Here is a 22,636-nt window from a genome sequence, read left to right on the forward strand (position 1 = left end):
AACAAAAAACCCGCGGCTCGCACCGCGGGTTCTGTTCGTTCAAGCCGGCGTAAAATTCAGCGCCACGCCATTGATGCAATAGCGTCGCCCGGTGGGGGGCGGACCATCGGGGAACACATGCCCCAGATGGCTGCCGCAGGTCGCGCAGTGCACTTCCTCGCGCACCATGCCGTGGCTGCGGTCGATCGTGCTTTCAACCGATCCCGGCAGCGGGTCATTGAAGCTCGGCCAGCCCGTGCCGCTTTCAAATTTCAGCGTCGAACCAAACAGCGGCGTATCGCAGCCGGCGCAGGAAAAAGTCCCCTCGCGCTCTTCGTGCAGCAGCGCGCAACTGCCGGGCCGTTCGGTGCCGTGCTGGCGCATGATATAGTACTGCTCGGGCGTCAGGCGCTCTTTCCATTCCGCATCGGTCCGGGTCACCGGGAAGGCATGGGCATCCATGGCATCACTCCTTTGTCGCACTGTCATTTGCTGCAGATATAGGATTAGTTACGTCCATCCGCCAGCATTGCGATCCATCACATCGCGCTGACCAACCCCGCATTGCCGCCCGCTCATCTACCTTTCCGGCGGCAGGTCTTCGTCCTGAGGTTTTCGTGTCCGACCATATCGTGAGGGACATTGCCGCCCTCGAAGCGCTCTATCAGCCCGCCCCTGCCGCCGCCTCGACCGTCAAGGTCGCTCACACGATGACCCCTGATTACAGGCGCCTGATCGAAGCGAGCCCCTTTGCAGCGCTCGCCACCGTCGGCCCCGAGGGGATCGATTGCTCGCCCCGCGGCGACAAAGCCGGCTTCGTCCGTATTGCCGATGACAAGACCCTGATGATGCCCGACCGGCGCGGCAACAACCGCATCGATTCCCTCCGCAACATCGTCCGCGATCCGCGCTGCGCCTTTCTGTTTCTTCTCCCCGGCTCCGGCACCACAATGCGCGTCAATGGCCAAGCGCATCTCTCGATCGACCCGGACCTCCTCGAAAGCTTTGCCGTCGACGAAAAAGCCCCGCGGACCGTCATCGTCCTCAAAATCGAAGAACTCTACTTCCAGTGCGCCCGCGCCATCATCCGCTCCGAACTCTGGAACCCGGCGCGCCACATCGACCCGACAACGCTCCCCACTCCCGGCGAAATCCTCGCCGGCATGACGAAAAACGAAGTGGGCGGGGAGAGCTACGACAAAGCCTGGCCCGAGCGCGCCAAAGCCACCATGTGGTAAGCGTCACCCAGCTTCCGGCTCCGCCCGGCGCCTCGCGAAGAAAATCGTCACGGTGACACCTTCATCGGGCCGCGAGCGTACATCGAGGCGTGCCCCGGCATTTTCCTTGAGCGTATGGACGATCAGCGCACTGAGCTTACCATCCTTGGGCCAAGTTGCCCCATCTGGCAAACCCACGCCATCATCGGCCACGATCACCTTGCAGCCGGTCTCATCGACCAGCGCATGCACCTTGATCGTCCCGCCGCGGCCTTCGGGAAAGGCGTGCTTGAGTGCGTTGGTCATAAGCTCGTTGACGACAAGCCCGGTCGGCATTGCCACATTGATCGAGCAAGGCCAGCTATCGACCTGCAGATTGAGGCGAATGCCCTCCGAGGCCTGCGCCGCCATGACGGCGGATGCCACCTGGCTGAGATAGGCACCGAGATCGATGCCCTCGTCGGTATTTTCCTCGTAAAGCGCGGTGTAGAGCAGCGAGAGCGAATTTATCCGTCCGGCCAAACGCTGAAATGCCTCGCCATGGTCATCTGGCAGCTGCCGCGCTTCGAGGCGGATAAGTGCCGTGATCATCTGCAGGTTGTTCTTGACCCGGTGCTGCAGCTCGCGCAGCAGCGTGTCCTTTTCCTGCAATTGGCTGAGGAGATCGTCCGTACGTCCAGGCAATGGCGCGACGGCAAGAAGACGAAAGCGCTTCGTCCCATCATCGTCTTCGATCACGCTTGTCCAGGCTTCGATATGGTGGCCGTTGCGGCAATGAAACCCACCAATATGGTCTTCGCCCGAAACTGCCATCTTTGACAGCATGACGTTGCTGCCGTCGGCCTGAGCGCAATCAGGCAGGCTTTCCCATTCCTTACCAAGAATTGACTCGTCAACCCCGACCAGCGCGCCGAACGTTTCATTGAAATAGGTAATTCGCTCGTTGGGCTGCAATGCGGAGATGGCGACGCCAAGCGGCAGGTGATCGAGAAAATGGCGGAATCGGTCGCTGCCGAGCGCATCCGCAAGGTCAGGCGCGTCGAGCAATTTGTCGACTGCGCCCTGCGCGTTGATGTCGTTCAAGAGATTCGTCCTGTTAGGCCAACACACATGAAGTCTGAACTTTGACACTTGGTTCCACAATCCCGCCTTTGGCGTGTTTGAGCTCGAAGCGGATCCGTCCTCCTCGAGATTGACCTGGGTGTTCACTGGTCATGGCTGCAAGGAGAGCACGATGGCGGCGGCCAGCCATCCGAAAAGACCGGAAAGTTCAGCACTTAGACTGTTTCGGCCGACTGAGGCCGCCCGTCAAACTGGGTTGATCTATGTGCGCCTCGCCACCCAGGAAGGCAGCCACCTCAACGTCGAAATCTGTGGCGCTGTGGTGTGCGCGAATGTTGGCTGTATGCCCTTAAAACTCCTGATCGCGGCCGCGCGCGCGGCCAGGAAAGCATATCGCGCCGCTGTCTTCGAATGTCGTCGAGGCAGTTTGGCGCGCCGCGACCGATCCGTCTGCACCCATGTGCATGCCCGCGGGCGCAGACGCCGTCGCTTTGGGTTACTAGCAAAAAAAGTCCCTGGCGCAGGCTATCGCTGCGCCAGGGAGCAAACTTGATCCAAGAGGGAATTGGCTTCCGCTGCTTCAGTCCTTGCTGCTCTCCAGGCGGAACATATCGTCGCCTTCGCCAATCGAGATCAGGCCGGTCTTGGAGTAGAGGTCCAGTTTTGCCCGCGTGTCGGCAATGTCGAGATTGCGCATGGTGAGCTGGCCGATACGATCTGCAGGGGAGAATGGTGCATCCTCAACCTTTTCCATGCTCAACCGCTCTGGAGCATAGGTGAGGTTGGGGCTGTCGGTGTTGAGTAGAGAATAGTCATTGCCGCGGCGCAGTTCGAGCGTCACTTCGCCAGTAATGGCATTGGCCACCCAGCGCTGGGCGGTCTCACGCAGCATCAGGGCCTGCGAGTCGAACCAGCGGCCCTGGTAGAGCAAACGCCCGAGGCGCAACCCGTTGATCCGGTATTGCTCGATGGTGTCCTCGTTATGGATACCGGTTACGAGACGCTCATAAGCGATGTGCAGCAACGCCATGCCCGGCGCCTCATAGATGCCGCGGCTCTTGGCTTCGATGATGCGGTTCTCGATCTGGTCGCTCATGCCAAGGCCATGGCGGCCACCGATGGCATTGGCTTCGAGCAGCAGGGCCACAGGGTCGGTAAACGTCTGGCCATTGAGCGCCACCGGCTGGCCTTCAACGAAACGGACGACGACTTTTTCCGCCTTCACCGCACAATCGTCGCGCCAGAACGGCACGCCCATGATCGGGCTGACGATCTTGATCCCGCTATCGAGGCTCTCGAGGTCCTTCGCTTCATGCGTCGCGCCGAGAATATTGCTGTCGGTCGAATAGGCCTTTTCGGCGCTCATCTTGTAGGCGAAACCGTTCGACGTCAGGAACGCCGACATTTCCGACCGGCCGCCCAGCTCGTCGATGAATTCCTGGTCAAGCCAGGGCTTGTAGATGCGCAGGTTTGGGTTCGTGAGGAGGCCATAGCGGTAGAACCGCTCGATGTCGTTGCCTTTGAAGGTCGAACCATCACCCCAGATATTGACCCCGTCTTCCTTCATCGCCGAGACCAGCATTGTGCCGGTGACAGCGCGACCAAGCGGGGTGGTGTTGAAATAGGTCAGCCCGCCGGTCGAGACATGGAAGGCGCCTGCCTGGATCGCTGCAATGCCTTCATGAACCAATTGCGTGCGGCAATCGACGAGACGCGCATTCTCGGCACCGAAATCCATGGCCTTGCGCGGGATCTCGTCATAGTCCGCCTCGTCGGGCTGGCCGAGATTGGCGGTATAGGCATAAACCTTGGCGCCATTGAGCTTCATCCAGAGCAGAGCTGCACTCGTGTCGAGACCACCCGAAAAGGCGATGCCGACCTTATCGCCCTTGGGCAGGCTCTTCAGAATTGTGCTCATTTGTCTTCTCCGGTGAAATCTAGATGGCGACGCAGCGCTTCGATACCTGCGCGAGTAGCAAATTTCGCCTGCTCCAGCTAGCGTCCGATCGGCTGACAATGGTGTTTAGCTTCCACCATCCCATCTCAATTTTTTGGCGATCCGTAAGCCAAACCCGATCGCAGATAGGCCTACCTGGTGCAAAAAGCCGCGGGTCCACAACCTGCTCCTTGGAGTCGTTCGCTGGTTGTCGCGGCGATACTCTCAGGGCTTGCGCATAAACGTTGAATTGACGCGCATTGCTACACGCCGTAACAATTGCTCCATGTTGATGAGAAACGGCCTGGTCGTAGTAATCGCGCGCATGGGCACGGCAGTATAGCTGCCAGGCGACAGCACCCCATGCGCGGAAAAATCAGCCCCTCAGAGGGGCTTTTTTATTGCCTCGCTTTTCACATCAGCAACGGGCTCCGCTTATGCCGGATTCATCAGCTTCTCCTCGCCTCTCGACATTGATCGTCTTGTCGGCACTTGCCATCTTGCCGCTCAATGTCTTTCTTCCATCTCTTCCCCAAATGGCGGCCGACTTTGGCGTCCATTATGGACTGATTGGGTTTTCGCTGGCGGCCTATGCAATTGTATCAGCGTCCCTTCAGTTGGTTCTCGGCCCGCTATCGGACAGGTTTGGTCGTCGGCCAGTGATCCTCGGTGCTCTAGGGGTATTTATCGCCGCGACAATCGGGAGCGCCTTAGCGCAGGATATCTGGACTTTCCTCGCTTGCCGCATGGCGCAGGCAGTGATCGCCCCAACCTATGGGGTGTCACTTGCGGCAGTTCGTGACACGACCAGCCGGGAACAGGCCGCAAGTAAGTTTGCGTATATCGCCATGGCTTGGGCGATAGCACCCATGCTCGGACCCACGGTAGGCGGGATCATCGATCAGCTGTTTGGCTGGAGGGCTACTTTCTACGCCCTAGCGCTCCTTGGGTGTGCGGTCCTAGCTTTGTGCTGGGTCGACCTATTCGAAACAAACCGGTCACGTTCTCAAACGATGCTGGCACAATATAAGTCCTACCCCGCACTGCTGGGGTCCAGGCGCTTTATTGCGTATTGCCTATGCATGGCTTTCTCAGTTGGGACTTTTTATGTGTTCCTCGCTGGCGCCCCAATCGCCGCTTCCGCCTTCAATTTGTCACCTGTCGTTTTAGGCCTCTACATGGGCTCAATTACTGGCGGCTTCATGCTCGGCAGTTTTCTGGCCGGACGGTTGGCGGGCAAATTTCCGCAGGCCAAATTGCTGATTGCAGGGAGAAGTGTGGCGTGTGTCGGGCTCACGTTTGGCATCGCGCTTTATTTTTCTGGCATCGATAATGTGATGACACTGTTCGGGCCATGCCTTTTCGTCGGCGTATCGAACGGACTTACGCAGCCCAGTGCAAATGCTGCAGCAATTTCGGTTCGCGCAACCCAAACAGGAAGTGCAGCCGGTCTCGCCGGCGCAATCACCGTGGCCGGTGCCTCCGCTATGGCAGCGATCGCAGGTGCCGTTCTGACTGAAGACAATGCTCGGGCCGGCCTGCTTTTGATGATGCTGGCCTCGGCGGTTATCGCCCTGGGCGCAGCCCTGTTTGCTCGCCATTTCGAAATGAACACGCCCAAACGACCTGATGCACACCGCAACGGTCCGTAGATCATTCGCGAATGGCGTTCACTTGTCGTCGGTGCGGGCCGAGTTACTCGGCAGGATCTTGGGCACTACGGCGAGAATGATCAGCATGATCAATGCCGAGAGCACCGCCGTGGCTTCGAGCCCTAGCCCGGCGATGACGCCGATGCCCGCAGTTGCCCAGATATTGGCGGCGGTCGTTAGACCTTCGATCTGATTTTTAGTCGCCCGCACGATAATCGCGCCCGCGCCGAGAAAGCCGATACCCTGTACGATCCCCTGGAGGACGCGTGACATATCCTCGATCGGCATGCCGCTTTGCGTTGGCCCGATGACAAACAGTGCCGCGCCAACGGCGACCAGCATATGCGTTCTGACGCCGGCACTTCTGCCCTTCCGCTCCCGCTCATACCCCAAAATACCGCCCAGAATTGCGGCGATCAACAGACGCATCGTGATGCGAGTGAGAGTGGAGACGTCCGGAACATCCGAGAATTCGCTGACAACTGTTGACCAGATTTGGTCTATCAAAGTTATGTCCTATGGTTTTGGTTAGGAAGCATCAGGCAGAGCAAAGCTCATGCAGCGCCAAAAGGCCACTGCTCATCGAGCAGCGGCCCCAAACGGATGGATCTGAAATCAGGCGACGCCGCCACCGCCGACAGCGCCAAAAACCTCGCCATTGAGGTAGCTGCCTTCCTGGCTCGCAAGAAGAACATAGATGGGCGCGAGTTCGACCGGCTGACCAGGGCGACCGAAGTCGGTTTGCTCACCAAATTTTTCGACCTTTTCGGAGGGCTGGCCGCCGCTCGGCTGCAAGACCGTCCAGAACGGTCCCGGCGCCACGACATTGGCGCGAACACCCCTCTTTATGAGCTGCTGCGACAGGGCCTTGGTATAGGCGACGATGCCGGCCTTCGTCGTGGCATAGTCGAGCAGAATTGCCGAAGGGTCATAGGCCTGGATCGACGCCGTAGTGATCACGGCAGCACCCGGCGGCAGGTGTGGCGTCGCTGCCTTGGCCGTCCAGTGCAGCGCATAGAGATTGGTTTTCATCGTCTGGTCGAAATCATCTGAGCTCAGCTCCGCGATACTCTCACGATATTGCTGGCGCGCTGCATTGATGACGAGAATATCGAGGCCTCCCAGGCCCTCGACCGCCTGCTGCACCATAGCCTGACACCAGCTTTCGTCCTTGATGTCACCTGGCAACGAAATCGCCTTTCGGCCTTCAGCTTCGATCAAGGCAATGACTTCCTTGGCGTCGGCTTCTTCGCTGGGCAGATAGCCGATCGCGACGTCAGCACCCTCCCGCGCATAGGCAATGGCGGCCGCCCGCCCAATGCCGGAATCCCCGCCGGTGATCAGTGCTTTTCGACCCTTGAGCTTGCCCGAACCCTCGTAGCTCGTTTCCCCATGATCGGGCTTCGGATCCATCTTCTGCGCAACGCCTGGCGCGGCCTGTGGCTGTTGCGGAAAGGGTGGCTGTGGATATTGGCTGCGCGGGTCCTGCATCTCGAGACGGTCGGTCATGGCTCTCTCCTGTTTTGCCATGACGAATGAATTGAGAGTGTGTGAGTTCCGCCCGTGTGATCCTGAACACAATCGCCGAGACCGAAACGCTCTTCCCCTTCGCGCTCAGACTTCGTTTTTCTGGACGATGCAATTTCCGCCCGCGGCGGTCAGGCGATTGCATAGATCCTGCGCATCTTGGCGGGTCTGGCGGCCGACCATGGCCGAAAAGCGCGTGCGGTTCCCAAACCGGGGATTTCGCACCGTGATCAACATCAACTTCTCATCGGATAGTTCGGTCGCAAACTCAGCCTGCGCCGCCGCAAATCGGGTTTGCGCCTGATCCGCCGACGCGCTCTGGGCGATGAGCACGCCCCAAGGCTGCCACTCTGCCGGTCGCACAGTGAGATCGGGACTCCGAACCGATTGAGCCATGTTGATGCAGGCCGATTGGAAATCGGTGTCCTGATCAAGCGTATAATCCACCTCGCCGACATTGCCTCCGAGCCAAGCGTCGACCGCACGGCCCGTGACAATCATCACATAGGCCCGCGTTTCCACCGGAAGCGAACCACCGCCATTGGCGATGTAGCGGGTGATCCTCCCCTCGCCACCATTATAGGCCGCGGCTGCCAATCCAAGATTTCCAAATTTGAGTTCGAGGAAGCGGAGATATTCGGCGGAGCGTGCCATCGCCTCGGCGGGGTCGAAAGGATCGACCAAGCCGCGGAGGCGCCCGGTAGCGGGCATGAACTGAGCGATACCCTCTGCGCCCGCCAGACTGATCGCAGCGGGATCGAAGCGGCTTTCCTGCCAGATGAGACGCGCAAAATAATCTGGCGGCAGCCCCCAATGGGTCGCAAAAACCGCGATGGCCGCGCAGACATCCTCACGGTATTGCTCGGCTGAAATGCACACCTCTTGCTCGCCCACCACGATGCAGGACTGCCCGGCCGGCTCCTCAGCCAGGCTTGGCGGCAGATGCCCATGGCTCATAGCCAGTGCCAGCAGAACCGCTGAAAAGTGCCAACTAAACTTCACCGTAATGCCCTAATATTGACGTCTACAAAAGCGCGTCGCTGCTGTGCCGACGATGATAAGCGCAATCAACTCATCCCTTGTTCCGTGCGACGTCCACACCTGTTTATCGTCTGGCCTGGCTGCCCCTCGCCTGCACACCCAGCCCCAATACAATCTTGGGGTCAAACCAGTGCGCGACTTTTTCTCGCCCAGACCAGCCCTTAGGGTCTCAGCAAACACCGGTCGTGGATTTTGAAACTGCAAAAAAACCTTTTGGCGCTCGCCCTCATCCTTGCATGCACTGGCGCCTCTGCCGCCGAGGACAACTCCTGGCCTGCCGAGAAGTGGCGGGGCTTTGGCGAAGCCTGGGCACGGGCGCTCGAGACCTATGGCTCGGACAACATCAATTACAACTTCCTCGCCCAGAACGAGAATTTCATCGCCAATGGCTGCACAGCCAAAGCTGGCATTTGCCCGCAATCGGACCAGGAACTGGAAATCGCCAACGCCATCACCTTCGAGATGATGAGCTTTGGTGCAGCCAGCACCTTCCTGCCCTATCGCTGCGAGACTTCGGCGCTCATTGTTAAGGTCAGTCAAGCTGAACCAGCCTCGGTCGAAGCCCAGCTTTGCCGCTCCCAGCTCGAACTTCTTCTTCGCGGTGGCAAACTGACCAAGGACGAAGAGGCCGTGTTCGAAGCCCAATGCGCCTGCCTTGAAAGCAGCACCGCTGCCGATGGCGCCGCCTGCGCGCAATAGTCTGGCGCGGCCACTACAGCATACACCAGCCCCTCGATAAGCTGGCCAACAATGTCGCGGCGACCTGAACGAGTCAGCCAGCCCTTGACTTGTATGGAAGTTAAAGCAATCTTGCCGCTGTCTGAGCGGGGTTAACCTCTCAGGAACGGCCGGAGACACGTCATGGGCCCAAGGGCCCAGCCAGGGTATGTGGTAAAGCGTGAGCTACGCGGTACGTCTTCTGTCTGACCGTCTAAACCACGGATAGATGTTCGTATCGACCTTCTGAGTTGCCCGCAAAATGAACTCAACCGTGCGGTCGCGGTTGGCGGGACGTCCCATTCCCAGCAGCGCCGCATCAGGACCCCAAATGGGGCAGCGGGAGGATGGAATGGTCTCACGTGCAGGCGGCACAGCCGAAAAGCTCTTGCGACGCATGGCGTCTGTAACAGCCCCACTCTCGCATCACCATCGACATTGATCACACCCCCACCAGCGCAGCCAATGCGCAGGCAAGAGGTACGTCACTCAAAAATCGATTGCCCTCTACACCGCACGCGAGGGCCGAAACCAAGAATACTCAAGGGAGGAACACGATGAGCAAATTCACGAGACGAACGTTTTTAGGCGTGGCCGGCTCGGCCGTGGCGTTTTCGGCCATGCCGCGTTTCGCTTTCGCGCAGGATACCGCCGTCCGCCATTTCTGGTGGGGCAATCCTGAGCGCGACAAGCGCACTTTCGCGGTGATCGATATCTACAATTCCAAAAATCCTGGTGTGAAAGTCAGCGGTGAAACCCTTGGCTTTGCCGATTACTTCACCAAGCTCACCACCCAGATCGCTGGCGGCAATATGCCGGACGTGATCCAGCAGGGCTATGGCGTGCTATTCGAGTACATCGCCAATGGCGCCGTCGTGCCGCTCGACGACTATGTCGGCAAGAGCCTCGATATCTCCAAAATGGACCAGAGCGCTATCGACGCCGGTACGGTGGACGGTCAGTTCTATGCGCTGTCGATCGGCGCGAACTCCCATATGGCCATGTACAATACGCGCCTCTTCGAAGAGGCCGGGATCAAGATCGGCGAAACTTTCGACCCCTACGCCTATACCTATGATCAGTTGAAAGACGTCGCCAAGGCGATCAAGGACGGGACCGGCGTTGCCGGCACCGACGACAATACCGCCGACTATCAGAACTTCTCCGATTTCACCGTCCAAAAGGGCGCCAACCTTTATAACGAGGATGGCTCCTATGGCCCGACCCAGGAAATCGTCGAGGAATATTGGAGCACTTGGGCGGCGATCCGCGATGCTGGCGGCACCCCGCCGGGACCGGAATCTGCAGCGCTCGCCGGCGTCTCCGAACTGAGCCAGCTCGGCGTCGTCACGGGCAAGTCGGCCATGTCCTATCTCTGGAGCAATCAGCTCGTCGGCGTGCAGGGCCTGATGCAGGATGCACTCGGGGCTGCGGTCTATCCCAACACGCCAGACATGATCCCGGGGTCGGTCATCCAGCCGAGCCAGTTCGTCTGCCTCACCCGCAACAGCGCCAATCCCGAGGCGGCCACCGCTTATATGAGCGCCTTCGTCAACGATCTCGACATGACCAAGGTCCTCGGCCTCGAGCGAGGCATCCCCTCCAATGCCGAGGTGCGCGCCGCACTCGAACCCGATCTTTCGCCGGCCGAAAAGGTCTCGGTCGAGTTCTTCGACAAGATCCAGGGCAAGACCGCGCCATTGACCGCGCCGCCGCCAAGTGGTTCGGCCGAAGTGGAGCAGACCTTCGAGCGCCTGGCTGTGTCGGTGCTTCTCGGCGAACGCAGCATTCCCGAAGTGGCAACCGACTTCCTCAATCAGGCCAAGGCGATTTTGGCACGCGCCTGAGCCTGACCAGACCCGCCGCGTCTCTCCCTGGGGGCGGCGGGTTCTCTCTTCTTCATGAGGCCGGGATGCACAAGTTTCTCAAACGCAATTTTGCCGGATACGCATTTCTCTCGCCGTGGCTGATCGGGTTTTTCCTCCTCGCCATCGGACCGATCCTGGCTTCGCTCTATCTCAGCTTTACGAAGTACAATGTCGTCCGGCCGCCGCAATGGATCGGCCTCGATAACTATGCCTACATGTTCCAGATGGACCAGCGCTTCTGGAAGGCGCTGCAAGTGACGTTCACCTTCGTTGTCGTCTCCGTGCCGCTCAAGCTCATGTTCGCGCTGGGCGTGGCCATGGCACTCGACAAGGGTATCCGTGCCATTGGCTGGTATCGCGCGCTGTTCTATCTGCCATCCATTCTCGGAGGCTCCATCGCCGTTGCGATCCTTTGGCGGCAATTGTTCAACTATGATGGCGTCATCAATTCCATCCTGCGCCTTTTCGGCGGCGATGGTCCCTATTGGTTGTCCGATCCCAAATATTCGCTCTGGACGCTGATCGTCCTCGCCATCTGGCAGTTCGGCTCGCCCATGCTGATCTTCCTTGCCGGACTCCGCGCCATTCCGCAGGATCTCTATGAGGCTGCCGAGATCGACGCGGCGGGCCCGGTGCGAAAATTTTTCGCGATCACCGTACCGCTTCTCGCGCCCGTGATCTTCTTCAATCTGGTTCTCCAGATGATCGAGGCCTTCAAGAGTTTTTCGGGTGCCTTCATCATTTCGGGCGGAACAGGCGCACCACTCGATAGCCTCCTCTTCTTCACCGTCTATCTCTACAACGAGGCGTTCAGTTTCCTCCGCATGGGCTATGCTTCGGCGCTCGCCTGGGTGCTGCTGCTGATCATCGCCGCCTTCACCGCCATTGCTTTCTGGACCTCGAAATACTGGGTCCACTATGAAAACGAGCGAGGCTGAGCCGTGAGCGAAACAACCATGCCCACGCAATCGACTGCCGACATCGCCCGCGCCTATCGCGCCGCCAAGGAAGCCCGCGCCAAGCGCTCGGCCTTTCTCAAGCATATCTTTCTGATCATCACCTCGCTGATCATGGTCTATCCGCTGATCTGGATGCTCGCGAGCTCACTCAAGCCAGACAATGAGATCTTTGGCGATCTCAGCCTCTGGCCCAGCGAATTCCAATGGCAGAATTACTGGGCCGGCTGGAACGCCCTTCCTGTTAGCTTCACGCGCTTCTTCTGGAATTCGACCGTCGTCACCGTCCTCTCGGTGATCGGCAACGTCATCTCGTGTTCCTTTGCCGCCTACGCGTTCGCGCGGCTCGAATTCTCAGGCAAGACGCTCTGGTTCGCCCTGATGATGATGACCTTGATGATCCCCTATCACGTCGTCCTCATTCCCCAATATCTGCTCTTCCTCAACCTCGGTTGGGTCGACACCTACCTGCCCCTCATCGTGCCGCGGTTTCTCGCGGGCGATGCCTTCTTTATCTTCCTCATGATCCAGTTCTTCCGCCAATTGCCGCGCGAATTGGATGAAGCGGCGATGATCGATGGCTGCTCGCCCTTCAAGATCTATTGGGCCATCATCATGCCGCTCTCGCTGCCGGCCATGGCGACCGCCGCGATCTTCTCGTTCATCTGGACCTGGGAAGATTTCCTCGGGCCGTTGGTCTATCTTAACGATATCGAGGACTACACCGTCCCCCTCGCCCTCCGCAGCTTCATCAGCTCCGACGGCGTCAGCCAATATGGCCCGATGTTCGCCATGTCGATCCTCTCGATCCTGCCGATCATCCTGTTCTTCATCATCTTTCAGCGTCTGATCATCCGCGGCATTGCCATGAGCGGACTAAAGTAAAGAGGCTTCCATGGCATCTGTCACCCTCAGCCAGGTTCGCAAATCCTATTCCGGTTTCGAAGTCGTCCACGGCATCGATCTTGCGGTGCAGTCGGGCGAATTTCTCGTCCTCGTTGGCCCCTCGGGCTGCGGCAAATCCACCCTTTTGCGTATGATCGCCGGGCTTGAAGACATCACCGACGGCACGATCGGCATCGGCGATCGCATCGTCAACGACCTGCCTGCGAGCCAGCGCAATCTCTCGATGGTCTTTCAGTCCTATGCGCTCTACCCGCATATGAGCGTCCGGAAAAACCTCGCCTTCGGCCTTTCAAATCTGCGCATGCCGAAAGCCGAGATCGATCGCCGCGTCGCCGAGGCGGCGCGCATCCTCCAGATCAACGAACTGATGGACCGCAAGCCGCGCCAGCTTTCCGGCGGCCAGAAGCAACGCGTCGCCATCGGCCGCGCCATCGTCCGTGAACCCCAGCTTTTCCTCTTCGACGAACCACTCTCCAATCTCGATGCCGAACTGCGCGTCCAGATGCGCGTCGAACTCGCCAATCTCTACAATCGCCTTGGCACGACGATGATCTATGTCACCCACGACCAGACCGAAGCCATGACCATGGCAACGCGGATCGCCGTGCTCAACAAGGGAAATCTCGAACAGGTCGGCACGCCCTACGAGCTCTACAACAGCCCCAAAAACCTCTTCGTCGCGAGCTTCATCGGCTCACCCAAGATGAACCTGATCAAGGGGACAGCCTCCGCCGGGGGCGTCAACCTCACAGGCTTTGGCACCCTGCCCATTTCAGTCGTTCCCGGCGACGTCACCGTCGGCATCCGCCCCGAGCACCTGCGCATCGGCGAGCCGGGCGACGTCAAAATTGAAGGCACAATCACCCTCGTCGAGTATCTAGGCAGCGAACTTTTCGTCTATGTGGCATTGGCCGATGGACAAACCGTGCTCGCCCAAGCCCCGGGCCACGCCAAGCACACCCGCGGCGACAAAGTCACCCTGGGCCTCAACGGCCGCGATGCTCACTTTTTCGACGCCGATGGCGCGCGCATTGAGGTTCCTGCGTGACCTCCAGCCTTCTCGAGACGCTGCGCAGTCAGCACACCGCGTCCCTCATCGGCCCGCTGGCAAAACCCGCCGATGGGGCACTGCTCGACGAGTGGCTGGCGTCAGGCGTCGCCTTCGCCTCGAGCAGTCAACGCCTCACCGACCGCTATTATCAGGCGGTCCGCGAACTCTTCGACTGCATCGCCCCAGCCGCCGACGATACCCCGATCCTCCACGAGGGCGGCATCTATCACGGCTGCTGGCTCGAAAGCACCGGAACCATCAATGCCGAAATCCTCAGCCGCTTCCTGCCCTCGATAGCAACGGCCACCTTCTCCGCCTTCGCCAATCACCAGCGCAAGGACGGCCTCTTCCCCTATAAGCTCACTCCCGCCGGCCCCGCCTTCAACCAGATCCAGCTCGTCAGCCCCCTCGCCCGCGCCGTCTGGAACCACTACCACCTTAATGGCCTCGACGACGCCTGGTTAACCCATATGGCCGCGTCAATGGCCCGTTACGACACCTGGCTCGCCACCCATCGCGACACGCTCGGCACCGGCGCCGTCGAAGCCTTTTCGACCTACGATACCGGCCACGACCTCTCCTCGCGCTTTTGGCACGTCCCCGACAGCCCCTTCGGCAATGACCCGACGCGCTGCGATCCCGACAGCCCAATCCTGCCTTTCATCGCCCCGGACCTGACCGCCAATGTCGCCTGCCAGCGCCACTATCTCAGCCTCATGGCGCAGACAATCGGCCAAACCGGTACCGATTGGACAGAAAAGTCCGAAGCCAGCCGCGCCGCCCTCTTCGCGCAATGCTTCGACGCCGATGACCACTTCTTCTATGACCGCGACCGCCACGGTCGTCTGGTCCGCATCCAGTCCGACGTGCTGCTCCGCGTCCTCGCCTGCGAGATCGGCACAGCTGACCAGTTCCGCACCGCGCTTGAACGCTATCTGCTCAACACCCGCAAATTCTTCGCCAAATTCCCGCTGACATCCATCGCGCTCGACGATCCGCGTTTCGATCCCAATTTCGCGCAAAACAGCTGGGCCGGTCCGAGCAACTTCCTCTCGCTCATCCGCACGCCCCACGCCTTCGAGCACCACGGCCATCACACCGAACTGACCTGGATCATGCAGCCGACCCTCGCCGCCCTTGTCGATGCCGATCGCTTCCCGCAAACGCTCAATCCCTTCACCGGCGCGGCTGGCTTTACCGAGAAATATTCTCCCTCGATCCTGACCCTCCTCGATTTCATCGAGCGCCTGTCGGGCATCCTCCCGCGACCCGATGGCACCGTATGGTTCACGAGCCTTCTGCCCAAACCAGTCCTCCACAAGCACGAGCTCTGGGAAACCGCCTATGCCCGAACGGTGGACGGCATTCGCTTCGAACTGGTCAATACGGAAGCCGACGGCACCATCTGTCGCGACGGCGAACTCCTTTGCCGTTTCCCCAGCGGTACGCGCGTGACCCTTGATCGAACCGGTCAAATCCGTGCAGTCACCGGTTTGTCGGCCCGTCCCATCCAAGGCACGATCACTTTTGACGGCGAAGACATCCCACTCTCTTTGTCTCCAAACTCAAAACTGACATTGACGAACGGAAACGCCGCAGAACCCAGCGGCCCCGGCTTGGTGCTGCCTCAATATCAATAAGATGCATCAGAGCGTTCTCACCTCTGAGATGGTCGCTCCGCAAGCACACCCTGCACCGCGCTATGGGCATTTTCGCTTTTAGGCTGTAGGTGAAGCGGGCAACCGGAGATCACCATGTCCCCAGTCCTCGGCGTCCTGCTGATCATAGCCCTTATCGGTGTCAGCGTTCTCATTTCATTGTCCGAGATCGCGTTTGCTGCCGCGCGCGATCTTCGGATACGCTCTCTCGCGGAAGCTGGTAACAGCAAAGCGCTCCGCTTTGTCGCGCTACGCGCGGATGCCGGCAATGTTCTGACCGCTCTCCAGATCGTCACCAATGCCGTCTCCATTCTGGCCGGTATTTTAGGACACGACGCCTTCGGCCCACTCTTTGCCGGAGGCCTCGAACTTCTCGGCGCTCCACCGGAACTAGCCCTGGCGATCGGTTCGGTTCTCGCCTTCCTGGCCGTCACCCTGCTTTTTGTCCTGCTGGCCGATCTCACGCCCAAGCGCATCGCCATGTTGGTGCCCGAACAGATTGCGCTGTCGTTGGTCTGGTTTCCGGAAGGTGCGGTCAAGGTATTGAGGCCACTGGTCTGGTTCTTTGGCAAGCTCTCCGATGTCATCATCGGCTGGTTCAATATCGACGCCAAGGTGACGGCCGACGAGGTGACCGCCGAGGATTTTCGTATGATCCTTGCGGGTGGCGCAGCCTCCGGCATGTTGATGAAGAACGAGCAGCGCCTGATCGAAAATGTGCTGTCTCTCGAGCTGCGCAGCGTCACTTCGGTGATGACGATCCGCGACGATATCGTCTTCCTCGATATCCGCGATCCCCACGAGGTCCAGCAGGACAAGGTAAGACGGCGCCCCTTCTCCCACTATCCGATCTGCGACGGCAGCATCGATGTCGTCATCGGCTGTGTCCGCGCGGAAGACGTCCTCGCCACTGTCATCGACAAACACGGTGAAGTCGATTTTGCCTCGGCAAAGCGGGATGTGTTGTCGGTTCCCGATACGCTCAATGTCTGGGAAGTGCTGGCTGAGTTTCAAGCGCAGAACACCGGCTTTGCGCTGGTCGTCAGCGAATACGCCCACGTGGTTGGTGTTGTCACTTTCAAGGACCTGATGGGCGCGCTTATGCAGGGCCTCGCTAATCCATTTGAAGAACAGGCCATCCTCAGGCGCGATGAACAAAGCTGGCTCATCGATGGTGTCGCTCCATTCGTCGACGTCACCCGCGCACTAGGGGTCAAGCATCTCGAGCCTGAAGCGAGCTACGAAACCATCGGCGGCTTCATCGTTCATCGCCTTCGCCGCGCAGCCCGCAAGGGCGATAAGGTCGAGGCTGCCGGCTATCTCTTCGAGGTCGTCGATGCCGACAAAATGCGGCTCAACCAGCTCTTGGTCACGAAGGTGAGTAAAGTCAAAAGCTAGACGCCAGCGCGGCGGTGAAGCAGGCATCCATCTGCTTCAATGCAAATTCTACTGTCTCGAGCTGCCGACGAGACAGCCAGAATTCAAATCACTAGGGCTTAAGCGCTAGGTGACCCCATTCCGGGTTCCAAAGCCCCTCATCCGCGATACGGACGACGATCCGCTTCAGATTGAGTTGGTCGCGCAACTTCTCTGCATCCTGCAGCGCCTGACGGACCGGCACCGGCACGCACGCGATCTGCTCTACCGCGGCAACATCGGCAACGCTGCGACCGAAAATCTGCGTCACCTCGACCACCACGGCGTCCCAAGGGGTTCGCTCGTCAGGCCTTAACCGTTCATACTCAATCATAATTTACCCCGCCAATTGGCAGGGAAAGCAACCACTTTGAATTAAGTTGCAAACACGTCGATCACGTTTGGCCCAAGAGCTGATTAGCTGCTCCTGCCTAACCTCGAGCAAGCAGCGAACGCGCTCGCGCGATGACGGGGGCGTCGACCATCCGTCCATCGATCTGGAAGGCGCCTTCACCGGCCTCGGCCTCGGCAACCACCCGCTCCGCCCATGCCCGTTGCGCCGGGCTTGGTGAAAACTCGGCATTGAGGACCGGGACGACGGCGGGATGGACACAGGTTGCGCCATCAAAGCCGTGGTCCCGCGCTTCCCGGGCTGCAGCTGCAATGCCATCGAGATCGGAATAGTCTGCCGTCGAGCGCAACATGCCGAAGGACATCAGGTTATGTTCCTTCGCGGCATAATGAACGAGCAATTTGGGAAGCTTCAAAACCTCAGGCGTCGGCTCGGCACCAAGCGAAAGCGCCAGATCCTCGCCACCAACCGATAAACCCAAAAGCCGCGGCCCCTTGGCGATCGAGCGTGCATCGAGCACCGCGCCGATATCTTCAAGCAGCGCTACAACCCTGGTACTCGCTCTGCCAAGACGGTCTTCAGCGGGCGTGAGCAAGCCATCAAGGACCACGAGGTCGTCCCGGCTTCTGACTTTCGGCACATAGAGACCATCAGCGCCTGCCGTAATCGCAGCCAATGCGTCTTCTTCCAGCCGCTCACCGCTATTGATCCGCACCAGCACCTCGGCGCCACCGCGCCGCACGTCAGCAACCGTCTCTGAAAGCCCATCGCGCGCCCGATCTTTGGCGTCCTCTGGCACGGCATCTTCCAGATCGAGAATGACGGCATCGGCACCGCGCTCATGAGCCTTGGCGATAAACCGTTCGGCATGGGCCGGCACGTAAAGCAGCGAGCGCATCATTCTTTGCCACTCTCCAAAGTCGCGGGATTCTCACTGAGAAGCTCGTTATTATGCTCGCCCAAAGCCGGCGCCGGCCGCCGCCAGACGCCCGGCGTTGCCGACATTCGCGGCACGATATTGTGCATGGGCAGCGTCCCAAAACCCTCGTCTTCGACATCGACGACAATTTCGCGCTCGGCAAAGTGCGCATCGCTCATCGCGTCGGCAATATTATAGACCGGCCCGACGGTCGCCCCAGCCTGCCGCATGGTTTCGAGCGCGTCCGCACTCGCGCGTGTGGCGAACCAGTCGCCAATCGCTGCGTCGACCAAAGCGCGGTTTTTCACACGGTCGGAATTGGTGGCAAAGCGCGGATCGCTCATCATCTCGGGCCGCCCGATGATTTCAAAAATCCGCTTGGCCACTGCCGGCGTCGATCCCGACAGGGCCAGATATTTGCCGTCGGCACATTTGTAGACATTGCGCGGCGAAGCCGTATTCGAAGCGCTGCCCACCCGCTGCTTGATCTTGCCGGTCACCGCGTGGATCGCCGCTTCCGGCCCGAGCACCGAGAACATCGGCTCAAGTAGCGACAGGTCGATCACCTGCCCCCGCGCCGTTCCCGCCTGCCGCGCATAAAGCGCCATCATCGTTGCCGAGGCGCCATAGACCCCGGCAATCATGTCGGCCAGCGCCAGCGGCGGGAGGACCGGTTCGCGATCGGGAAATCCGGTGCGATCGGCAAAGCCGCTCATTGCTTCGACGATCGTGCCAAACCCGGGCAGATGCGCATAGGGCCCGGTCTGCCCAAAACCCGAAATCCGCACGAGGATCAAATCCGGATTGCGCGCCAGCAGCTTGTCCGGCGCCAGTCCCATCTTTTCGAGCGTGCCGGGCCGAAAATTCTCGATAAACACATCCGCTGTTTCAACCAGCCGCCACAGCGCATCCATCGCCGCTACCTCGCGCAGGTTCAGCATAACCGAGCGCTTGTTGCGGCCATAGGTCTTCCAGAACAGCGAATGCCCATCATCTTTCCAGTCGCGCAAGGGATCACCCTCAGGCGGCTCGATCTTTATGACATCGGCGCCAAAATCAGCCAGTTGCAGGCTGAGCATATTGCCCGCCATCAACCGGCTGAGGTCGAGCACCCTTATGCCATCGAGTGGTCCGGTCGCACTTGGGTTGAACCGCTTGAGCGCAAAAGTCACCGCAACCTCAGCCCCGTCGCCTTGTCAAAGATGAAGATGCGCGTGGGGTCGATGACGAGGTTAATCTGCTCGCCTGGACTTAAGAGCGCATGGTCGCGCACCACCACCGAAATATCTTTCTCGCCCAATCGCGCCAGCACTTCCTGCGCATCGCCTGTCGGCTCGACGATCTGCACTGTGACCGGCACACCCACCGCCCCGACCGCGATCTGCTGCGGCCGCACGCCATAGACCACGTCCGTGCCCGGCGCGATATCGAGCGGCGCGCCGATCGGCAGGGCCTCGCCACCAACCTGCACCTCGCTCCCGCCCTCATAACGCGCATCGAAGAGATTGATCTCCGGCGAGCCGATGAACCCGGCGACGAAAAGGTTGGCCGGGTTGTTATAAAGCTCGAGCGGCGCCCCCGCCTGTTCGATCCGGCCGCCATTGAGCACGACGATCTTGTCGGCCATGGTCATGGCCTCGGTCTGGTCATGCGTCACATAGATCATGGTTTTACCCAAGCGCTGATGCAGGCGCTTGATCTCGCCCCGCATTTTAACGCGCAGCTTCGCATCGAGATTGGAGAGCGGTTCGTCGAAGAGAAACGCCCGCGGATTGCGCACGATGGCGCGGCCCATGGCGACACGCTGCCGCTGCCCGCCCGACAGCTCGCGCGGCAAACGATCTAGCAGGTTTTCGAGCCCAAGGATCGATGCCGCTTCAGCCACCCGTGCCTTGATCTCGGCCTTGGACGTGCCGGCCAACCGGAGCGAAAAGCTCATATTGTCGGCGACCTTCATATGCGGATAGAGCGCATAGGATTGGAACACCATTGCGATGTCCCGTTCCTTGGCCGGCATATTGTTGACGACCTTGCCCCCGATTGTGATCTCGCCCGCCGTGATGTCCTCAAGGCCCGCAATCATCCGCAGCAGCGTCGATTTTCCGCAGCCCGATGGCCCGACCAGCACGACGAATTCGCCATCCCCCATTTCGAGCGAAATGTCTTCGAGCACGCTCACCGTGCCATAGCGTTTGCCGACATGCTTGAGTTCGATTTCCGACATGCTGGTCTCCTTACCGGCTTACGCCGCTTCGATGATCTCGAACCGGCCCATGCTAAGCCGCCCGGCTGAAGCCAGCCGCACGCCCGCCATGCCGTATTCGTAGGAAGTGTCCGTCGCGCTGATCAGCTCGCGGCCATCGACAGAAAAGCTCAGCCGATCGCCCGCCACGGCAAACGAGAATTCGTAGCTCCTGCCCATGTCCGCCTTGAACGGCGCCCGTGCCAGAACGGTCGATCCGAAATCTTCCTTGAGGATGACGACCTCGTCGCCCTCGAACCCTGCCGCATAGAACCGCCCGGTCCCCTGCACGCGCGCCGTCACCAGTTGCGATGCGCCGGACAGGCGCTGGATATCGGCCTTTACGGTGACATCCTTGGCGTAATAGTGCCCGGTCCACATATCGGCGTCTCCCGCCGTATGCCCCTGGATGCGGCCAAAGCTCTTGGTCCAGTGCCCGCGATTGAAGGTGAAGCGCGAAATGGCGCCCCATTCCTGCACTTCGGTCTCGGGCTCGATCACGGTATGCCCCGCGCCTTCGACCTTGAAATCGGCGAGGAACAGCCGGCCAAGGAATTTGACCCGGCCAAAATATTCGATCGAAATCCCGATCTCGTCGATCGCCTCGACACCCTCGGGCACGACAAAACTATAGTCCTGCCAGCCTTCCGCCGATGGCACATGCCAGGCGCCCGTCTCCTCGATCGCCCCGCTCATCGTGCGCCGCACATAGGGCGCGACCCGCAGATTGCCGTCGCCATTCCACGGATCGAGCCAGAGCTTGAACGACACGGTCTGCCCCGCATCCACCACCGGGGTAAACATCGGGCGATAGCGCTCGTCGTCAAAATCGCTCCGCCGATAGAACGGCTTCCAAAACACCCGCCCGCCCTGCCCGCGCTCGAGCCGATCGAGCTGGATTTCGAGCGATCCGCGCGACCCCTCGACATGCCGCTCGTCCGAGTGTTTCAGCGAAATCTGGTTGAACCCTTCGGTCCGGAACCCATGCGTCGAACCCGGCAGGTCGAAATCTAACCGCAACCCGCGGCGCGTGAAATCCTCCTGCCACAGCGCCGGCACGTCGCGCCCCGCCAATTGCAGCGCCAGAACCGTCAGCTCCCGCGCAAAGCTTGGAATATCGACGATGTTGATCGTCCCCACGATCCCCGAAGCGACGAGGAAATCGTTGATCGGCTTGCGATACCTGTCCCAACCCTCATGCAAACCCTGGAATGTCGCGACGATCGCCGCCGCATTGCCCGCATTGCAGTCCGTGTCCCAGCCCGCCATGGTCGCGATCTCGGCCGTCCGCGGCAAGTCACCCTTGCCATAAAGGATCGACATGATCGTCACGCCGGCATTGGGGATGATGTGGCAAACGCCGGGATAGCGGTCATAGCCCCAATCGGCCGTCAGCATGTCGCGGCACGCACGCCAATTGTCCGGATTGGCCTTGTGAAAATCGATCACCGCCCGGCACACCCGAGCATAGGTCGACCCTGCATCGATCGTTCCCATCGCCGTCTCGATGATCTCCTCGATACTCTTGGCCTCGAACGCCGCCGCAATCGCCGCCGCGCAGAACCGTGCGCCATTGAGCCCGTCGCCGTCATGGGCAACGCTCGCCGCCACGGCCGACATATCCGCCGCCCGCTGCGGATTGCCCGGGTTCACCCAGCCCCAGCTATCGATAAAGATCTGCCCGCCAATCTGCTCGGCCACCGTCGTGCCGTTCTGCGCAATAGAGCCTGATTGCGGCGCGGGAATGCCGGCGCGGAGGTTGCGATAGGCGGTGTGCTCGGTCGACACCCCGAACCCGCCCCACCAATACATGCCATGCTCCTCGGCGGCATAGTTGAGCCAGGTCTTGCCCACATCCTCAGCCGTTGCTTGGAGCCCATAGTCGCGCAGCGCCCGGATGAAATAGACCGGGCCATTGGTGTCGTCGTCGGCCGCGAAATTCTTGAAGTCGCGCAGATATTGCGTCACCTCGCCATAGGTCTTCTGGATGCGCTCATAGCTCCAGATGGTCGGCTCGACGGGCGCACCGAGGCGCACGCCAATGGCCTTGCCGATAAAGCCGGCATAGATCTTTTCAAGGATTTGGATTTCAGAGAGCATTCGGCGTCTTTCTTGGCAAAAGATGGGAAGGCCAGCG

The 22,636-nt window shown here is 60.0% G+C and carries 20 protein-coding genes and 1 pseudogene; 10 read left to right on the forward strand and 11 right to left on the reverse strand.

What is annotated here, in order from left to right; genetic code table 11:
- Positions 1–39 precede the first annotated feature (39 nt).
- A complete protein-coding gene (gene msrB, locus ASG47_RS12600) occupies positions 40–441 on the reverse strand; it encodes a peptide-methionine (R)-S-oxide reductase MsrB (protein ID WP_061909514.1) in 402 nt (133 codons plus the stop codon).
- Between the two features lie 155 nt (positions 442–596).
- Between msrB and ASG47_RS12605 the strand changes: the two genes are divergently transcribed.
- The gene (locus ASG47_RS12605; RefSeq protein ID WP_061909517.1) at positions 597–1,217 is read left to right on the forward strand and encodes a pyridoxamine 5'-phosphate oxidase family protein; all 621 of its coding nucleotides are present in this window, start codon (positions 597–599) and stop codon (positions 1,215–1,217) included.
- 3 nt (positions 1,218–1,220) lie between these two features.
- On the opposite strand, the gene ASG47_RS12610 is transcribed toward ASG47_RS12605, so the two are convergent.
- Positions 1,221–2,279: a sensor histidine kinase gene (locus ASG47_RS12610; RefSeq protein WP_061909519.1), complete on the reverse strand. Its 1,059-nt coding sequence runs from the start codon at positions 2,277–2,279 to the stop codon at positions 1,221–1,223.
- Between the two features lie 389 nt (positions 2,280–2,668).
- On the opposite strand from ASG47_RS12610, the pseudogene ASG47_RS21120 reads away from it, so the two are divergent.
- Positions 2,669–2,761: pseudogene (locus ASG47_RS21120) on the forward strand (short-chain dehydrogenase/reductase); the annotation flags it as partial.
- A 77-nt stretch (positions 2,762–2,838) separates the two neighbouring features.
- On the opposite strand, the gene argG reads toward ASG47_RS21120, so the two are convergent.
- Positions 2,839–4,176: an argininosuccinate synthase gene (argG, locus tag ASG47_RS12615; RefSeq protein WP_061909521.1), complete on the reverse strand. Its 1,338-nt coding sequence runs from the start codon at positions 4,174–4,176 to the stop codon at positions 2,839–2,841.
- Between the two features lie 455 nt (positions 4,177–4,631).
- Between argG and ASG47_RS12620 the strand changes: the two genes are divergently transcribed.
- A complete protein-coding gene (locus ASG47_RS12620; RefSeq protein ID WP_061909523.1) occupies positions 4,632–5,846 on the forward strand; it encodes a multidrug effflux MFS transporter in 1,215 nt (404 codons plus the stop codon).
- 18 nt (positions 5,847–5,864) lie between these two features.
- On the opposite strand, the gene ASG47_RS12625 is transcribed toward ASG47_RS12620, so the two are convergent.
- The 3 genes from ASG47_RS12625 to ASG47_RS12635 all read right to left on the reverse strand — a co-directional run bounded on the left by ASG47_RS12625 (position 5,865) and on the right by ASG47_RS12635 (position 8,375).
- Positions 5,865–6,353, reverse strand: coding sequence for an MgtC/SapB family protein (locus tag ASG47_RS12625; RefSeq protein WP_061909525.1), 489 nt, complete (start codon positions 6,351–6,353; stop codon positions 5,865–5,867).
- 108 nt (positions 6,354–6,461) lie between these two features.
- Positions 6,462–7,355, reverse strand: a complete 894-nt coding sequence (locus ASG47_RS12630; protein WP_061909527.1) for an SDR family oxidoreductase — start codon at positions 7,353–7,355, stop codon at positions 6,462–6,464.
- Between the two features lie 105 nt (positions 7,356–7,460).
- On the reverse strand, positions 7,461–8,375 hold the full coding sequence (locus ASG47_RS12635; RefSeq protein ID WP_156464089.1) for a lytic transglycosylase domain-containing protein: 915 nt from the start codon (positions 8,373–8,375) through the stop codon (positions 7,461–7,463).
- Between the two features lie 231 nt (positions 8,376–8,606).
- Here ASG47_RS12635 and ASG47_RS12640 point away from each other — a divergent pair, with 231 nt between their 5' ends.
- The 7 genes from ASG47_RS12640 to ASG47_RS12670 all read left to right on the forward strand — a co-directional run bounded on the left by ASG47_RS12640 (position 8,607) and on the right by ASG47_RS12670 (position 16,968).
- Complete coding sequence (locus ASG47_RS12640) at positions 8,607–9,113, forward strand: hypothetical protein (RefSeq protein WP_156464090.1); 507 nt, start codon at positions 8,607–8,609, stop codon at positions 9,111–9,113.
- A 575-nt stretch (positions 9,114–9,688) separates the two neighbouring features.
- A complete protein-coding gene (locus tag ASG47_RS12645; protein WP_082511725.1) occupies positions 9,689–10,978 on the forward strand; it encodes an ABC transporter substrate-binding protein in 1,290 nt (429 codons plus the stop codon).
- A gap of 65 nt (positions 10,979–11,043) precedes the next feature.
- Positions 11,044–11,937: a carbohydrate ABC transporter permease gene (locus ASG47_RS12650; protein WP_061909536.1), complete on the forward strand. Its 894-nt coding sequence runs from the start codon at positions 11,044–11,046 to the stop codon at positions 11,935–11,937.
- An 18-nt stretch (positions 11,938–11,955) separates the two neighbouring features.
- Positions 11,956–12,840, forward strand: coding sequence for a carbohydrate ABC transporter permease (locus ASG47_RS12655; protein ID WP_061909795.1), 885 nt, complete (start codon positions 11,956–11,958; stop codon positions 12,838–12,840).
- 10 nt (positions 12,841–12,850) lie between these two features.
- Complete coding sequence (locus ASG47_RS12660) at positions 12,851–13,909, forward strand: ABC transporter ATP-binding protein (protein WP_061909538.1); 1,059 nt, start codon at positions 12,851–12,853, stop codon at positions 13,907–13,909.
- Positions 13,906–15,552: an MGH1-like glycoside hydrolase domain-containing protein gene (locus tag ASG47_RS12665; protein WP_061909540.1), complete on the forward strand. Its 1,647-nt coding sequence runs from the start codon at positions 13,906–13,908 to the stop codon at positions 15,550–15,552. The genes ASG47_RS12660 and ASG47_RS12665 overlap by 4 nt, the downstream gene beginning before the upstream one ends.
- Before the next feature lie 114 nt (positions 15,553–15,666).
- Positions 15,667–16,968, forward strand: coding sequence for a hemolysin family protein (locus tag ASG47_RS12670; protein WP_061909542.1), 1,302 nt, complete (start codon positions 15,667–15,669; stop codon positions 16,966–16,968).
- Between the two features lie 91 nt (positions 16,969–17,059).
- Here the strand turns inward: ASG47_RS12670 and ASG47_RS12675 are convergent, their stop codons facing one another.
- From ASG47_RS12675 to ASG47_RS12695, 5 genes are all read right to left on the reverse strand, one after another.
- Complete coding sequence (locus ASG47_RS12675) at positions 17,060–17,320, reverse strand: hypothetical protein (protein WP_061909544.1); 261 nt, start codon at positions 17,318–17,320, stop codon at positions 17,060–17,062.
- 97 nt (positions 17,321–17,417) lie between these two features.
- Positions 17,418–18,239: an HpcH/HpaI aldolase/citrate lyase family protein gene (locus ASG47_RS12680; protein ID WP_061909546.1), complete on the reverse strand. Its 822-nt coding sequence runs from the start codon at positions 18,237–18,239 to the stop codon at positions 17,418–17,420.
- On the reverse strand, positions 18,236–19,429 hold the full coding sequence (locus ASG47_RS12685) for a CaiB/BaiF CoA transferase family protein (RefSeq protein ID WP_061909548.1): 1,194 nt from the start codon (positions 19,427–19,429) through the stop codon (positions 18,236–18,238). The genes ASG47_RS12680 and ASG47_RS12685 overlap by 4 nt, the downstream gene beginning before the upstream one ends.
- A complete protein-coding gene (locus ASG47_RS12690; protein ID WP_061909550.1) occupies positions 19,426–20,481 on the reverse strand; it encodes an ABC transporter ATP-binding protein in 1,056 nt (351 codons plus the stop codon). The genes ASG47_RS12685 and ASG47_RS12690 overlap by 4 nt, the downstream gene beginning before the upstream one ends.
- An 18-nt stretch (positions 20,482–20,499) precedes the next feature.
- Entirely contained in the window at positions 20,500–22,599 is a 2,100-nt protein-coding gene (locus tag ASG47_RS12695) for an ADP-ribosylglycohydrolase family protein (protein WP_061909552.1), read from the reverse strand.
- Positions 22,600–22,636 lie beyond the last annotated feature (37 nt).

The sequence above is a fragment of the Devosia sp. Leaf420 genome (assembly GCF_001425445.1).
In the GTDB taxonomy this organism is placed as follows: domain Bacteria; phylum Pseudomonadota; class Alphaproteobacteria; order Rhizobiales; family Devosiaceae; genus Devosia.

Coding starts and splice junctions, on each gene's coding strand:
- ASG47_RS12630 (WP_061909527.1), bottom strand. CDS start 7,355: ATGACCGACCGTCTCGAGATGCAGGACCCGCGCAGCCAATATCCACAG.
- ASG47_RS12660 (WP_061909538.1), top strand. CDS start 12,851: ATGGCATCTGTCACCCTCAGCCAGGTTCGCAAATCCTATTCCGGTTTC.
- ASG47_RS12690 (WP_061909550.1), bottom strand. CDS start 20,481: ATGTCGGAAATCGAACTCAAGCATGTCGGCAAACGCTATGGCACGGTG.
- ASG47_RS12620 (WP_061909523.1), top strand. CDS start 4,632: ATGCCGGATTCATCAGCTTCTCCTCGCCTCTCGACATTGATCGTCTTG.
- ASG47_RS12650 (WP_061909536.1), top strand. CDS start 11,044: ATGCACAAGTTTCTCAAACGCAATTTTGCCGGATACGCATTTCTCTCG.
- ASG47_RS12670 (WP_061909542.1), top strand. CDS start 15,667: ATGTCCCCAGTCCTCGGCGTCCTGCTGATCATAGCCCTTATCGGTGTC.
- msrB (WP_061909514.1), bottom strand. CDS start 441: ATGGATGCCCATGCCTTCCCGGTGACCCGGACCGATGCGGAATGGAAA.
- ASG47_RS12695 (WP_061909552.1), bottom strand. CDS start 22,599: ATGCTCTCTGAAATCCAAATCCTTGAAAAGATCTATGCCGGCTTTATC.
- ASG47_RS12675 (WP_061909544.1), bottom strand. CDS start 17,320: ATGATTGAGTATGAACGGTTAAGGCCTGACGAGCGAACCCCTTGGGAC.
- ASG47_RS12655 (WP_061909795.1), top strand. CDS start 11,956: ATGCCCACGCAATCGACTGCCGACATCGCCCGCGCCTATCGCGCCGCC.
- argG (WP_061909521.1), bottom strand. CDS start 4,176: ATGAGCACAATTCTGAAGAGCCTGCCCAAGGGCGATAAGGTCGGCATC.
- ASG47_RS12680 (WP_061909546.1), bottom strand. CDS start 18,239: ATGATGCGCTCGCTGCTTTACGTGCCGGCCCATGCCGAACGGTTTATC.
- ASG47_RS12645 (WP_082511725.1), top strand. CDS start 9,689: ATGAGCAAATTCACGAGACGAACGTTTTTAGGCGTGGCCGGCTCGGCC.